Here is a 14,487-nt window from a genome sequence, read left to right on the forward strand (position 1 = left end):
AGTCGCCCAATTCCCGCTTGCGCCAGCGAATTCAGCCCCCGGACGCGCTCTCGCCCCGCTCCCCTGCGGAACGGCCACCACCGGCACACGTAACCACCACAACAGAAGACGCCGGGTCCCTTTTCGGGGCCCGGCGTCGTCGTGTGCTCAACGCACGTCGGTAACTGGCTTACTTCTCCTGCTGCTTGCGCCAGCGGATGCCCGCTTCGAGGAAGCCGTCGATCTCGCCGTCGAGGACCGCCTGCGGGTTGCCGACCTCGAACTCCGTGCGGAGGTCCTTGACCATCTGGTACGGGTGCAGGACGTACGAACGCATCTGGTTGCCCCAGGAGTTGCCGCCGTCGCCCTTGAGCGAGTCCATCAGCGCCTGCTCCTCCTGGCGGCGGCGCTCAAGGAGCTTGGCCTGCAGGACGTTCATGGCGCTCGCCTTGTTCTGGATCTGCGAGCGCTCGTTCTGGCAGGAGACCACGATGCCGGTCGGGACGTGCGTGATGCGGACCGCGGAGTCCGTGGTGTTGACGCCCTGGCCGCCGGGGCCCGACGCGCGGTACACGTCGATGCGCAGCTCGGACTCGTCGATCTCGACGTGGTCGGACTGCTCGACGACCGGCAGCACCTCGACGCCCGCGAAGGACGTCTGGCGGCGGCCCTGGTTGTCGAAGGGCGAGATGCGGACCAGGCGGTGCGTGCCCTGCTCCACGGAGAGCGTGCCGTAGGCGTAGGGCGCGCTGACGACGAAGGTGGTCGACTTGATGCCGGCCTCTTCCGCGTACGAGGTCTCGTACACCTCGGTCTTGTAGCCGTGGCGCTCGGCCCAGCGCAGGTACATGCGCTGGAGGCGCTCGGCGAAGTCGGAGGCGTCGACGCCGCCGGCCTCGGCGCGGATGTTGACCAGCGCCTCGCGGGAGTCGTACTCGCCGGACAGGAGGGTACGGACCTCCATCTCGTCCAGCGCCTTGCGCACGGACTCCAGCTCGGCCTCGGCCTCGGTGCGGGTGTCCGGGTCGTCCATCTCCTCGGCGAGCTCGAAGAGCACCCCGAGGTCGTCGATCCGGCCGCGCAGGGCCTCGGTCTTGCGCAGCTCCGCCTGGAGGTGCGAAAGCTTGCTGGTGATCTTCTGCGCCGCCTCCGGGTCGTCCCAGAGGGACGGGGCGGCCGCCTGCTCTTCGAGCGCAGCAATATCTGCCCTCATCGTGTCGAGGTCCAGGACGGCCTCGATCGACCCCATGGTCGAGGAGAGGGACTTCAGCTCTTCGGATACATCGACGACTGCCACGGGTCCAGCGTAACGGCTGCGCGCTCCGGCGTTCCCCGGGCGGCTTGATCATCCCTGGTCTAGGGGACGACGGGCGCCGAGTTCTTGGTGTCCTGCGGTGGCGGCTGCTTGCCGGAGTCGTCGCTCAGGGCCAGCCAGCCGCCGACGCCGACCGCCGCCGCGAGCGCGACCGCGGCCGTGGTCAGGACGAGGCGGCGCTTGCGGACCTGGTCGGCGCGGTGGCGGGCCGAGCCGGGACGCGGGGCGCCCGAGGAGCGGGGCGCGCGGGCGGTGCCGAGCGGGCCGCCGGCCAGCTCGTCGGGGCCGGGGACGCGCATGCTGGTGTGGGTGTCCCGGTTGGCGGAGTCGTGCTGCGCCCCGGGCACGAGCGGGACCGCGCCGCGGCGCGGGGTGGTGGGGACGGTCGGGTACGGGTCCTCGTACGCCTCCTCGTCCTCGGCGCCCTCGGCGTCCGGCTCGTCCACGTCGAGCGGGGGCATGCCCGCGACCAGGGGGAGCAGTTCGCGCAGCCGGACCGAGAGCTCGGAGGCGCGAAGGCGGGATGCCGGGGCCTTGGCCAGGCACTGGACGATCAGCTGCCACAGCTCGTCGGGGATGCCGGGAAGCGGGACGACCGTCTCGGTCACGTGGCGGCGCAGTACGGCGCCGGGGTGGCCGCCGCCGAACGGGGTGAAGCCCGCGAGCAGCTCGTACAGGACCGTCGCGAGCGCGTAGATGTCGACGGCGGCGCGCGGCGGGAGGCCCTCGACGATCTCGGGGGCCAGGTAGTCCGGGGTGCCGATGATCCGCGTCGCCTTGGTGCGGCGCGGGGTGTCGATGAGCTTGGCGACGCCGAAGTCGGTGAGGAGGGCGGGGTGGGCGCCGCCGGGGCCGAGCGGGCCCTGCATGTCCAGGAGGATGTTCTCGGGCTTGACGTCCCGGTGCACCACGCCGGCCGCGTGGGCGGCGGCGAGGCCGTCGGCGACGTCGGCCGCGATGGCCACGGCCGCCTCGGGGGCGAGCCGGCGCTCGCGGTCCAGGCGGGTGCGCACGTCGGTGCCGCGGATCAGGTCCATGACCAGAGCGAGGTCGTTGCCGTCCACCACCAGGTCGCGCACGCCGACCACGTTGGGGTGGTCGAGGCCGAGCAGCGCGGTGCGCTCCTGCACGAAGCGGCCGACCAGCTCCTGATCGGCGGCCAGGTCCTCGCGCAGCAGCTTGATGGCGACCGGGCCACCGGGCCCTTCGCCGAGCCACACCGTGCCGGCGCTGCCGCGGCCCAGGATCTGGTGGGCGGTGTACCGGCTGCCGATATTCCGTGCCAAGACTGCTCCCTCAGCGGCTGGCTGTGCACGCTGAGGCTACGCGGCCGGGACGCCAACCTTCACTTCTGGCGCCGAAATCACCCTCTGGAAGTCGACAAATCCACGAAGTCGCGTCCCGGACCGACGGGGCGGAGCCCTTTGCTCACTGCTTTCCGGAGCCGCCGATGCTCTTGATCCAGCCGGATACCGTCGAAATCCCGTCACCGATGGCCTGCCAGTAGCTCTTGCCCTGGGCGACCCAGTCCTGGAGCGGGGTGAGCTCCCAGATCAGCCAGCCCGCGACGAACAGCAGCAGGAACGTGAACAGGCAGCCCTTGAGGCAGCCGAGACCCGGGATCCGCATCCGGTTCGGGCTGCGCCGGCGCGGCTCGCGGGGCTCCCGCGGCTCACGCGCGGGGGCCTGCGGCTGCTGCGGCGGGGGCTGCGGAGGCGCGTACTGCTGGCGCTGCGGCGCGTACTGCTGCTGGTAGGGCTGCGGTTGCTGCTGGTACGGCTGCGGCGGCGGGGCGTACTGCTGGCGCTGGGGCGGCCGGCCCTGCGGCGGGCGCTGCTGGGCGTAGCCCTGGGGCGGCTGCTGGCCCTGCTGGCCGTAGCCCTGCGGGGCCTGCTGCTGGCGGTGCGGGCGGCGACGCAGCGGGTCCTGCTCGGGCGGCAGGTAGCCGACCTGGGTCTGCTCGTTGCGGTCGCGCGCCGCCTGGAGCTGGGACTGCCAGGGGTGCGGCTCCTGCGGCTGCGGCTGGCCCTGCGGGACCGGCGGCATGACGGCCGTCGGGTCGGCGTGCTGGGCCTGGCCCGTCTGCGGCAGCACCGAGGTGCGCGCGGCCGGGTCGTACGAGGCCGCGTTGCTCGGCAGGACCTGGGTCGGGTCGGCCGCGCCCGGGGCCTCCGGCACCGGGGCCGGCGCCGGGTCGGGCGCGAGCAGCGCGCCCACGCCGTCGGCCGCCTCGACCTGGGCCGGGGTGGAGTGGACGCCGATGCCGGAGGCGACGACGCGCAGCCCGCGCGCCAGGTTCTCGGCGCTGGGCCGGCGGTCCGGGTCCTTGCTGAGGCAGCGCTCGATGACCGTCCACAGCGGGGCCGGGACGGTGGTCGGCCGGCGCGGCTCCTCGCTCAGGTGGCGGTGCAGGACTTCGAGCGCGGTGCCGCCCGCGAACGGAGGCCGGCCCGTGACCAGCTCGTACAGCAGGATTCCGGCGCCGTAGATGTCGACGGCGGAGGTCTGCGGGCGGCCCTCGGCGGACTCCGGCGCGACATAGGCGGGCGTGCCCACGAACTCGTGCGTACGGGTCAGGCCCGGGGAGTCCGCCAGGCGCGCGATGCCGAAGTCGGTCAGCATCGGGTGCATCGCGCCGTCGCGCTCGTCCAGGAGGACGTTGGCGGGCTTCAGGTCACGGTGGACGACGCCGTCGGCGTGGCTCGCGGCGAGCGCGTCGGCGATCTGGGCGGTGAGCAGGGACGCGGCGACCGGGGTGAGCGGGCCGTTCTCGCGGATGTAGCGGTGCAGGTCCGGACCGTCGATCAGGTCCATGACCAGAGCGAGCAGATCGCCCTCGACGACCAGGTCGCGGGTGCGCACGATGTTGTCGTGGCGCAGCCTCAGGAGCACGGAGCGTTCGCGCAGGAAGCGCATCACCACGTCCGCGTCGTTGGCGAGCTCCTCCTTGAGGACCTTGATCGCCACCGTCTCGCCCGGCTGGCCCGCCACGGACGCCTCGGAGCCCGCGGTCTCCCGCTGGCGGGCTCGCCAGACGGTGCCCGTGGCGCCGCGTCCGAGCGGCTCCTCGAGCAGGTACTTGCTGCCTACCGGCCGCACGTCATGCGCTCCCTGCTGCTCGCGTCCATTGCTGTGTGGGTTTCCGGCCCACTCTAGTGCCGCTCCCGATCGTGCCGACGGGTCGTGGGGTCGGCGCCACCAGCTTGTTCACCGTCTTCTCATGGTTCTCATGGAAGACGCGGCCTTCGCACAGAAGGTTGCCGAACGACCGTGCCCGGCACCTCTTCGAAATGCCCCACTCGGTCGCAACCAGCCACTTTTCCGTCCACATTTGCGTCCCGAGCCGACCAATCAAGATCAATTAAAGGTGGGCGACGGGCGTGTTGTCAGTGGCAGGTGCGAGGATGCCCTCAGCACGAATTGTGTGCCGGGTGGGGGGAATCACAGGGCTGTTCCTCCTCCTTGGCACCCCGCGCAGAAGGGACCGCCGAGGCGATGCAGATCCGGCTGACCGTCCTCGCGCCGCGCAGCGGCCACGCTGCGGCGCGCGCCTGCGACGTGCTCGTCACCGCCCCGGCGGGGACGGCACTCGCGGCCGTCGCATCCGGCCTGGCCTCGGCCGCCTCGGGCGCGGAGGTCTCGGGCGCTTCCGTGGTGCTGTACGCGGGCCGCGAGCGGCTCGACGCCCAGCGCCGCATCCTGGGTGAGCCACCCCTGGTGGACGGAGCGGTGCTCTCCCTCGCCTCCCCCGCCGAGGACGAGCCGGCCCACGACGGCCCGGCCCCGGCCCGGCTGCACGTGGTGGCGGGTCCGGACGCGGGCGGCGTCCACCTGCTGCACGGCGGCCGCATCGGCATCGGCCGCGCCACCGAGTCGGACGTCCCGCTGGACGATCCTGACGTCTCGCGCCAGCACTGCGAGGTGACGGTCGGCGAGGACGGCCGGGTGAGCGTCGCCGACCTGAACTCCACGAACGGCACCCGCCTCGACGGCCGGGAGATCGGCGCCCGGCCGGTCCGGCTCGCGCCCGGCGCGCTGCTGCGGGTCGGCGAGTCCGCCCTGCGGCTCTCCCCCGGCGGCCCCGAGGCGGAGCCCTCCCTCGCCACCGTCCCGGACGGCGACGGCCACCTCCGGGTCACCCCCCGCACGACAGGCGCCGAACAGGCCGGTCCCGCCCCGCAGTTGAGCCCTCCGTCGGGCGATACGGCCTACGCCTTCGGGCACTCCGCTTCCCCTCTCAGTACGCCCGGCGGGCGCGAGGAGGCGCACGGCGGCGGGTTCGACGCGCTGGGGGCGCCCTCCGGGTACGGGCACGACGGCCGCGACGACCACCGGGAGGCGGCGCCGCCGAGCAGGCGGCAGGGCACGCCGATGCGCGGCACCCGGCTCCCCGAAGGCCTGCCCGGGCCGGACGAGGCCGAGCACGCCCGAGCGGACGCGGCCGACGGCGGCCGAAGGCGCGGCGGGATAGGGGCCTGGGCCCGGCGGCTGACCGGCGGGCGCGGCGAGGCGGCGCCCGAGGAAGCACCCGCGGAGCCGCAGCGCCCCCCGGCCGAGCCCGCGCCCGAGAGCTGGCCCGACCCGGCCGCGCTGCTCCTGACCGCGCTCGGCCCCGGCCCCCGGCTCTGGGAGCGCGAGCCGGGCCATCCCGAGGCGCTCGCCGTCCGGGTCGGCACCACGGACCGGGGCGAGCTGGCGGCCGTGCCGGTCACGGTGGGGCTGCGCGAGGCGGGCTCGCTCGGGCTCGCGGGGCCCCGCGAGCGGCTCGCGGGACTGGCCCGCTCGGCGATCGCCCAGCTGGCCGCGCTGCACGCGCCGACCACCCTGGAGATCGTCCTCATCAGTACGGACCGGGCGCGTCCCCTCCAGGCGCGGACCGCCGAGTGGGACTGGCTGGGCTGGCTCCCCCAGGTCCGCCCCGCGCACGGCCAGGACTGCCGGCTGCTCCTCGCCTACGACCGCGACCAGGCGACGGCACGCACGTCCGAGCTGGTCAGACGGCTCGACGCGGGCCCGCTCGGCCCGGCCTGGGCCTCGGCGGACCGGAGCGCGGTGGCCGAGGCCGCCGCGCGCTACGAGGGCCCGCTCACGGTGGTCGTCGTCGACGGCGACCCGGGTTCGGCCCCGCTGCGCGAGACCACCGCGCGCCTCGCCGCGGCCGGCGCCGCGGCCGGCATCCATCTGCTCTGTCTCGCCGACGCCCCGCCCGCATCGGCGGCATCCCCCGTCGCGGCGACGTACGAGACGGCGTGCGCGGCCTCGCTCGCGTTCCGCGAATGCGGGGCGGTCGCCCTGCTCAGCGGTGATGTGGCCACCACTCTGCGGCTGCTGCGCATCGCGGGCGGCCGGCCGGCCGGGCACGGCACGGTGGCCACGATGGACGCGGTGTCGCGCGCCTGGGCCGAGCGGTTCGCCCGCGCGCTCGCCCCGCTGCGGACCGGCGACGGCACGGCGGCTTCGGCCGGGCGCCTCGCCTCCTCGCTGCCCCAATCCTCCCGGCTCCTCGACGAGTTGGGCCTTGCCCGGGCCACCCCGGCGTCCCTGATGGCCCGTTGGGAGTCGGCGCCGGACGGGGCGGTCGTGCTCGGCACCGGGCCGCGCGGCCCGGTCGGCGTGGACCTCGCGTCCGACGGCCCCCACCTCCTGGTCGAAGGGCCGCCCGGCAGCGGCCGCACCGAGCTGCTGCGGGCCGTCGCCGCCTCGCTCGCCGCGGGCGCCCGGCCCGACCGCCTCGCCCTGATCCTGGTCGACGGAGCGGGCGGCGAACGCGGCGAGGGCCTTCGCCCCTGCACCGAACTCCCGCATGTGTCAACCCACTTGATCGCTTCCGACCCCGTACGGATGCGGGAGTTCGCGCAGGCACTGGGGGCCGAGCTGAAGCGCCGGGCCGAGGTGCTCGGCGGGCTCGGCTTCGCACAGTGGCAGACCCAGCGCGAGGTCGCCGGGCGCCTGGTGGGGCAGCGGCAGGCGCCCGCTGTGGAGAGCCGGGGCGACCTCGACCCGCCGGGCAGCAGCACGCTGCGGCTGCGCCCGGTGGCCCGCAGCCGCACCGAGGAGGGGCCCGCGCTGCCCCGCCTGGTCGTCCTGGTCGACGATCTGGACGCGCTGGTGGCGCCCGCGCTCGGCAGTCCCGGGCGGCCGGCCGCGGGTTCGGTCGTACGGGCCCTGGAAGCGGTGGCCCGCGAGGGCGAGCGGCTCGGGGTGCACCTCGTGGCGGCCTCGGCCCGGCCCGACCGCACGGCCGACACGGAGCTCGCGCGCGGCGCCCGGCACCGGGTCGTCCTGGACCCGCCGCCCGCATCGCCCTCGCCGGAGGAGCCGTCGCCGGGACGGGGACGGCTGCATCAGGCGGACGGGGTGTCCGTGCCGTTCCAGGGCGGCCGGGTCACCGGGCGCATACCGCGCACCGCGACGCAGCGGCCCACCGTCGTGGTCCTGGAGTGGGAGCGGATGGGCGACCCGCCGGCCCGAAGGCCGGTCCGCGAGCTCGGCAACGGCCCCACGGACCTCGCCCTGTTGGCCAGCGCCCTCGACCGCGCGGCGTCCTTGGTCAACGCGCCCTCGGTGCCGCCGCTGCCGTGACGGCGGGGCCGCCGTCCGCGGCCCCAGTGGATCAACCCGGCTGCAAAGGGAGGCAGTTGGGACATCCCGCGACGCCCAACGTCACAAGCCCATCACGATCATCAACTGGACAGCGAAGGCGGTATTGCGGCGCCCCCACACCGGGCGTAGGACTGTCGCACGGGACGAGAGCGGCGGCGCCTGCGTCACCGGGCGCGGCGGTTCGTACGCGCACGGGAGAGACGGGGCACGCATGCGCAGCACTCGTACAGGCCGCACCACCACACGCACCACGACGACAGGTCGCACCCTCATATCCGCCCTCGCCATCAGCGGTCTCGCGCTCGGCGCGGCCGCGTGCAGCAGCGACGACGGCAAGAAGAGCGGGCCGTCCGCCAGCGCCTCGACCTCCGCGTCCACGGGCGGCGGGGTCCAACTCCCCAAGCTCAACGGGGAGAAGATCGAGGTCGCCGCCGTGTGGACCGGGCCCGAGCAGGCCAACTTCGTGAAGGTGCTCAAGGAGTTCGAGGCGCGGACCGGGGCCACCGTCACCTTCGTGCCCGCCCAGGACCCCATCGTCAACTTCCTCGGCACGAAGATCGCCGGTGGCAGCCCGCCCGATGTGGCGATGCTGCCCCAGGTCGGCGCGATCCAGCAGGCCGTGGCGAAGAAGTGGGCCAAGCCCGCCGGGCCCGAGGCGAAGGCGCAGCTCGCCGCGAACTATTCGAAGGTGTGGCAGAACCTGGGTTCGGTCGACGGCACCCAGTACGGGGTGTACTTCAAGGCCGCCAACAAGTCCCTGGTCTGGTACAACACCAAGGTCTTCGAGAACGCGGGCGTCAAGGTCCCCGCGACATGGAAGGACTTCCTCGGCGCCGCCGACACCATCTCCGCCTCCGGCGTGACCCCGGTGTCCATCGGTGGCGCGGACGGCTGGACGCTCACCGACTGGTTCGAGAACGTCTATCTCTCCCAGGCCGGGCCCGAGAAGTACGACCAGCTGGCCAAGCACGCGATCAAGTGGACCGACCCGTCCGTGAAGGACGCGCTCACCACCCTCGCCCAGCTCTTCGGCAAGCCGAACCTCATCGCGGGCGGCACCAACGGCGCGCTCCAGACCGAGTTCCCGGCCTCCGTGACGCAGACCTTCACCGGTGGCGACCAGCCCAAGGCCGGCATGGTCTTCGAGGGCGACTTCGCCTCCGTCAACATCGCGGAGACCAACGCCAAGATCGGCACCGACGCCAAGGCGTTCCCGTTCCCGGCCGTGGGCGACAAGGCTCCGGTCGTGACGGGCGGCGACGCGGCCGTGGCCCTGAAGGACACCAAGGGCGCCCAGGCGCTGCTGACGTGGCTCGCGTCCACCGACGCCGCGCAGCTCTGGGCGAAGGCCGGCGGCTTCGTCTCGCCCAACAAGTCCCTGGACTTCGGCGCGTACCCCAACGACGTGCAGCGCGACATCGCCAAGTCGCTGATCGCGGCCGGTGACAACGTGCGCTTCGACATGTCGGACCAGGCCCCGCAGTCCTTCGGCGGCACCCCCGGCAAGGGCGAGTGGAAGGACCTCCAGGACTTCCTCAAGAACCCGTCCGACATCGCGGGCACCCAGTCCAAGCTGGAGGCCGACGCGGCCGCGGCGTTCAAGAACTGATCCGGCGATGACGACCGCCACGGCGGGAGGCGCCCCGCCTCCCGCCACACCTCCCGCGCCCAGGACCGTCAAGAGCGTCACCGGCACCCGCAAGTGGATCGCGGCCGCCTTCCTGCTGCCCGCGCTCGTGCTGCTCGGTGCGCTCGTGGTCTATCCGATCGGATTCTCGATCTATCGATCGTTCTTCGATCAGTCCGGCCATTCGTTCGCCGGAATCGACAACTACAAGACGCTGTTCACCGACCACACCATCCGAACCGCGGTGAAGAACAACGCGATCTGGGTCGTCTGCGCCCCGACGATCGCCACCGCCCTCGGCCTGATCTTCGCCGTACTGACCGAACGGGTGCGCTGGGGAACGGCGTTCAAGCTCATCGTGTTCATGCCGATGGCGATCTCCATGCTCGCCGCGGGCATCATCTTCCGCCTGGTGTACGAGCAGGACCCGGCGCGCGGGGTCGCCAACGCCGTGGTGGTGGGCGTGCACGACACGTTCACCGAGTCGGCCGGCTATCCCAAAGCGCATCCGCTGCCCAGCGCGCCGCTGAAGGACGGGGGCGGCGGCACGTTCATCACCCGGGACGCGGTGCACGTCGGGCAGCCCGCGCTGCTCCCCCTCGTCGGGGTGGCCGCCGACAGGATGCCGACGTCGGCCGGGACCGCCAAGCCCGCCAAGCCCGACCCGGGCAAGGTCACCGGCACGGTCTGGCTCGACTTCGCCAAGGGCGGCGGCGGCCGTCCGGGCGTCATCGACACCAAGGAGCTCGGCCTCAAGGGCATCAAGGTCGAGGCGGTGAAGGACGGCAAGGTCGTCGCCTCGGCCACCGCCGGCGCGGACGGCACCTTCACGCTGCCCGCCTCGGCCGACGGGGCCCTGCTCCGGCTCCCCGAAAGCAACTTCCACGAGCCGTACAACGGCGTCGAATGGCTCGGTCCGGCGCTGGTCACCCCGGCCATCATCGGCTCGTACATCTGGATGTGGGCCGGGTTCGCGATGGTGCTCATCGCGGCGGGGCTCGCCGGGCTGCCGCGCGAACTCCTGGAAGCGGCCCGCGTGGACGGGGCGAACGAGTGGCAGGTGTTCCGCCGGGTGACCGTCCCCCTGCTCGCGCCGGTGCTCGCGGTCGTCCTGGTCACGCTGATGATCAACGTCCTGAAGATCTTCGACCTGGTCTTCATCATCGCGCCGGGCTCCAGCCAGGCCGACGCGAACGTGCTCGCCCTCCAGCTCTACCGCTCCTCCTTCGGCACCGAGGCGGACCTGGGCATAGGCAGCGCGATCGCGGTCCTGCTGCTGCTCCTCGTGATCCCGGTGATGCTCTTCAACATCAGGCGCATGCGCAGGGAGGCCAGGCGATGAGGACCCGCCGTGTCGCGACCGCCCCCTGCCGGGGGTCCGGGGGTCGTCCCCCGGGACAGCACAGCAACATCAGGCGCATGCGCAGGGAGGCCAGGCGATGACTACCCCGGGTATGCGCAAGGAGGCCGGGCGATGACCGCTGTCGAAGGGATCGTCAAGGCCCGGCAGTCGCTGCCCGCGCGGATCGCGTCGCGTACGGGCGGCGGCGTGCTGCGCGTGTTCCTCATCCTGGTCGGGCTCTTCTGGCTGATGCCGACCGTCGGGCTCCTGCTCTCCTCGGTGCGCAGCCCCTCCGACATCGCCTCGACGGGCTGGTGGAAGACGTTCACCGACCCGTCCCAGTTCACCTTCCACAACTACGCGAACCTGCTGGACAACAGCACGATCACCGACTCCCTGCTGTCCACGGTCGCGATCACCGTCCCGGCCACGGTCCTGGTCGTCGTCATCGGCTCGCTCGCCGGGTACGCCTTCGCCTGGATGGACTTCCCGGGCCGCGACTGGTGGTTCATGGTCGTGGTGAGCCTGCTCGTCGTGCCGGTGCAGGTCGCCCTCGTGCCGGTCGCCAAGCTTTTCGGCCAGATCGGGATCTTCGAGACGACGGTCGGCGTGATCATCTTTCACGTCGCCTTCGGCCTGCCCTTCGCGATCTTCCTCCTTCGCAACTTCTTCGCGGAGATCCCGAGGGAACTGCTGGAAGCGGCCCGCCTGGACGGCGCGGGCGAGATCCGGCTCTTCACCCGGGTCGTGATGCCGCTCGGCGGCCCGGCGATCGCCTCGCTCGGCATCTTCCAGTTCCTGTGGGTCTGGAACGACATGCTGGTCGCGCTGATCTTCGCCGACTCCAAGCACCCGCCGATCACGGTGGCCCTGCAGCAGCAGGTCCGCCAGTTCGGCAACAACATCGACGTCCTCGCCCCGGGCGCCTTCGTCTCCATGGTCATCCCGCTCGCCGTCTTCTTCGCCTTCCAGCGGCAGTTCGTGTCGGGGGTGATGGCCGGCGCGGTGAAGTGAGCGTACGCACAAGGGACTTGATCACCCGATCGAACGATCATGGCCGCGCGATCGCATGACACCACGTCAAGCGCATGATCGCGCGAATACGCCGGACGGCACCAGCGGCGTAACCGGATCACTCCTTCGGACGTTCACGGGCCATCCGCCCGTGTCTTCTCACGCCCCCAGGATGTCCGTTGCCCCGGTTCAGCGTCATCGTGCCCGCGTACAAGCTCCAGGCCTATCTTCATCCCTGTCTGGAATCGGTACTGAGTCAGACGTACGAGAGTGACGAGAGCCCGGCGTTCGACCTGGAAGTGATCGCGGTCGACGCCGGCTCCCCCGACTCCTGCGGCGAGATCATCGACGAGTTCGCCGCCCGTGATCCCCGGGTCGTCGCCGTCCACCTGCCCCCGGACCCTGCCGACCCGGGCCAGGGGCCGGGCCCCGCCCGCAACGCCGGGCTCGCCCGCGCCACCGGTGAGTACGTCCTGTTCCTCGACGGCGACGACACCCTGGCCCCGCACGCCCTGCGCGACATCGCCGACCGGCTCAAGGCGTCGGGCGACCCCGACGTCCTGGTCTTCGGCCACGCCCGCACGCACTGGTCGGGCGAGACGGAGGGGCTCCACCTTCCGCCGCACCTCACCGAGTCGGGCCCCGCCCCCTTCCAACTGACCGAGCGCCCGGACCTGTTGAAGCAGCCGTCCCCGTCCTGGAACAAGGCGTACCGGCGGGAGTTCACCGAGCGCGAGGGGCTCGCCTTCACGCCCGGCCGGCACACGGACACCTTCTGGTCGTACGCGGCCCTGCTCGCGGCGGGTTCGCTCAGCACCCTGGAGCGGGTCTGCGTACACCACCGCAGACGGCGCGGCACGGACCCCGCACCCGGCCGCCACTTCGACCTCTTCCCGCAGTACGACCGCGTCTTCGACTTCGTCGACTCCCGCCCGGCACTCAGCAGTTGGCGCCCGGTGCTCGCGCGCCGGATGGCCGACCACCTCGCGGCCGCCTCCGCCACCGTGCTCACCTCGCCCGGCCTGTCCGCGCGCACCCGCGCCGAGTTCTTCCGCCTGGCCCGCGCCCACTACGGCCGCCACCGCGCGCCGGGCGCCGCCGGGCTGTGCTACGCCGGGGTCCGCTTCGCCACGTATCGCACCCACCGCGCGCTGCGGGGGATCCGCGCGCTGCGCGCCCGCGCCCGGGCATTCGCCGCGGCGGTGGTGCGCCCGGCCCGCACGACCGCCCTGCGGCTGCACTACCGCATCCAGCGCCGCCTCCCCGTACACGACGACCTGGCGGTGTTCAGCGCGTACTGGAACCGCGGCTACACGTGCAACCCGGCCGCCATCGAGGCCAAGGTCCGCGAACTCGTCCCCGGCATGCGGACCGCCTGGATCACCACGCCCGAGCAGGACACGACGGTGCCGTCGGCCACCCGCCGCATCCGCCCCGAGAGCTTCGGATACTTCGCGGCGCTCGCCCGCGCCAAGTACCTGGTGAACAACGTCGAGTTCGACCACCGCCTGGTCAAGCGGCCCGGCCAGATCCTGCTCCAGACCCACCACGGAACGCCGCTCAAGTCGGTGGGCCTGGATCTGACGGACCGTCCGGCAGCCTCACGCGGCACCGACGCCACCCGCCTTCTCGCCGACGCCGACAAGTGGGACTACGCCCTGACCGCCAACCGGCACGCCACCCTCGTCGGCGAGCGCGCCTTCCCGGCCGCGTACACCACGCTCGAATACGGCAGCCCGCGCAACGACGTGCTGCGCCGCGCCACCCCCGCCGGCACGGCCGGGCTGCGCGAACTGCTCGGCATTCCGGGGCAGTCGACGGTCGTCCTGTACGCGCCGACGCATCGCGACTACAGCCGCAGCCAGCACCTTCCGCTCGACCTGGACCGGTTCGGCCGCGCGCTCGGCCCGGAGTTCTTCCTGCTGACCCGCGCCCACTTCTCCTACCGGGCCCCGCTGAACCGGACGCCGCTGCCGCGCGTCCTGGACGTCACGGGGTACCCGAGCATCGAGGAGCTCTTCCTGGTCTCGGACGCGCTCGTCACGGACTACTCGTCCCTGATGTTCGACTACGCCGGCCTGGACCGGCCGATCGTGATCCTCGACGACGACCGCGAGGCGTACGAGGCGGCCCGGGGCACCTACTTCGACCTGCGGACCCGCCCGCCGGGCGCGGTCGCCCGCACCGAGGACGAGCTGATCGACATCTTCACCACCGGCCACTGGCGCGGCTCCCGCTCGGCCCAGCTGAGGTCCGCCTTCCGCACCCGCTTCTGCCCGTACGACGACGGGCACGCGGCGGAGCGGGTGGTGCGGCGGGTGTTCCTGAAGGCCACGGCGGCGACCCCCGCGGCCCGGAACGTGCCCGAACAGCGCGTCAGGGGAACGGAGTTCGCCCCGACGACGGCTGCCATGCGGCGCTAAGTGCGGGGCGCTGAGCATCTTCCGCTGAGGTGTGCGGTAGCGCTGCGCCCCTTTTCGGGGCGTGGCGAGGACCTGCGCAGACTTCCCGGCTCCGGCGCGGCACCACGCCCTCAGGGGCGCGGGGAACTGCGCGACCAGCCCAAGGCGGCCCGCACCCGACGGAACAAGACGCGGAAGCCCCTCT

General features: G+C 72.9%; 8 protein-coding genes. 5 read left to right on the forward strand and 3 right to left on the reverse strand.

The window, feature by feature from the left end:
* Positions 1 to 169 precede the first annotated feature (169 nt).
* From prfB to ADK54_RS21135, 3 genes are all read right to left on the reverse strand, one after another.
* Positions 170 to 1,276, reverse strand: a complete 1,107-nt coding sequence (prfB, locus tag ADK54_RS21125; protein WP_053727231.1) for a peptide chain release factor 2 — start codon at positions 1,274 to 1,276, stop codon at positions 170 to 172.
* A 59-nt stretch (positions 1,277 to 1,335) separates the two neighbouring features.
* Complete coding sequence (locus ADK54_RS21130; RefSeq protein WP_053727232.1) at positions 1,336 to 2,580, reverse strand: serine/threonine-protein kinase; 1,245 nt, start codon at positions 2,578 to 2,580, stop codon at positions 1,336 to 1,338.
* A 142-nt stretch (positions 2,581 to 2,722) separates the two neighbouring features.
* The gene (locus tag ADK54_RS21135; protein ID WP_053727233.1) at positions 2,723 to 4,393 is read right to left on the reverse strand and encodes a serine/threonine-protein kinase; all 1,671 of its coding nucleotides are present in this window, start codon (positions 4,391 to 4,393) and stop codon (positions 2,723 to 2,725) included.
* A gap of 396 nt (positions 4,394 to 4,789) precedes the next feature.
* Here ADK54_RS21135 and ADK54_RS21140 point away from each other — a divergent pair, with 396 nt between their 5' ends.
* From ADK54_RS21140 to ADK54_RS21160, 5 genes are all read left to right on the forward strand, one after another.
* The gene (locus ADK54_RS21140; RefSeq protein ID WP_053727234.1) at positions 4,790 to 7,876 is read left to right on the forward strand and encodes an FtsK/SpoIIIE domain-containing protein; all 3,087 of its coding nucleotides are present in this window, start codon (positions 4,790 to 4,792) and stop codon (positions 7,874 to 7,876) included.
* A gap of 232 nt (positions 7,877 to 8,108) precedes the next feature.
* Entirely contained in the window at positions 8,109 to 9,506 is a 1,398-nt protein-coding gene (locus tag ADK54_RS21145) for an ABC transporter substrate-binding protein (protein WP_053727235.1), read from the forward strand.
* Positions 9,507 to 9,513: 7 nt separating this feature from the next.
* The gene (locus ADK54_RS21150) at positions 9,514 to 10,866 is read left to right on the forward strand and encodes a carbohydrate ABC transporter permease (protein ID WP_053727236.1); all 1,353 of its coding nucleotides are present in this window, start codon (positions 9,514 to 9,516) and stop codon (positions 10,864 to 10,866) included.
* 132 nt (positions 10,867 to 10,998) lie between these two features.
* On the forward strand, positions 10,999 to 11,880 hold the full coding sequence (locus ADK54_RS21155) for a carbohydrate ABC transporter permease (protein WP_053727237.1): 882 nt from the start codon (positions 10,999 to 11,001) through the stop codon (positions 11,878 to 11,880).
* A 179-nt stretch (positions 11,881 to 12,059) separates the two neighbouring features.
* On the forward strand, positions 12,060 to 14,303 hold the full coding sequence (locus ADK54_RS21160) for a bifunctional glycosyltransferase/CDP-glycerol:glycerophosphate glycerophosphotransferase (RefSeq protein WP_053727238.1): 2,244 nt from the start codon (positions 12,060 to 12,062) through the stop codon (positions 14,301 to 14,303).
* Positions 14,304 to 14,487 lie beyond the last annotated feature (184 nt).

Source organism: Streptomyces sp. WM6378 (assembly GCF_001279695.1).
Classification (GTDB): Bacteria; Actinomycetota; Actinomycetes; order Streptomycetales; family Streptomycetaceae; genus Streptomyces.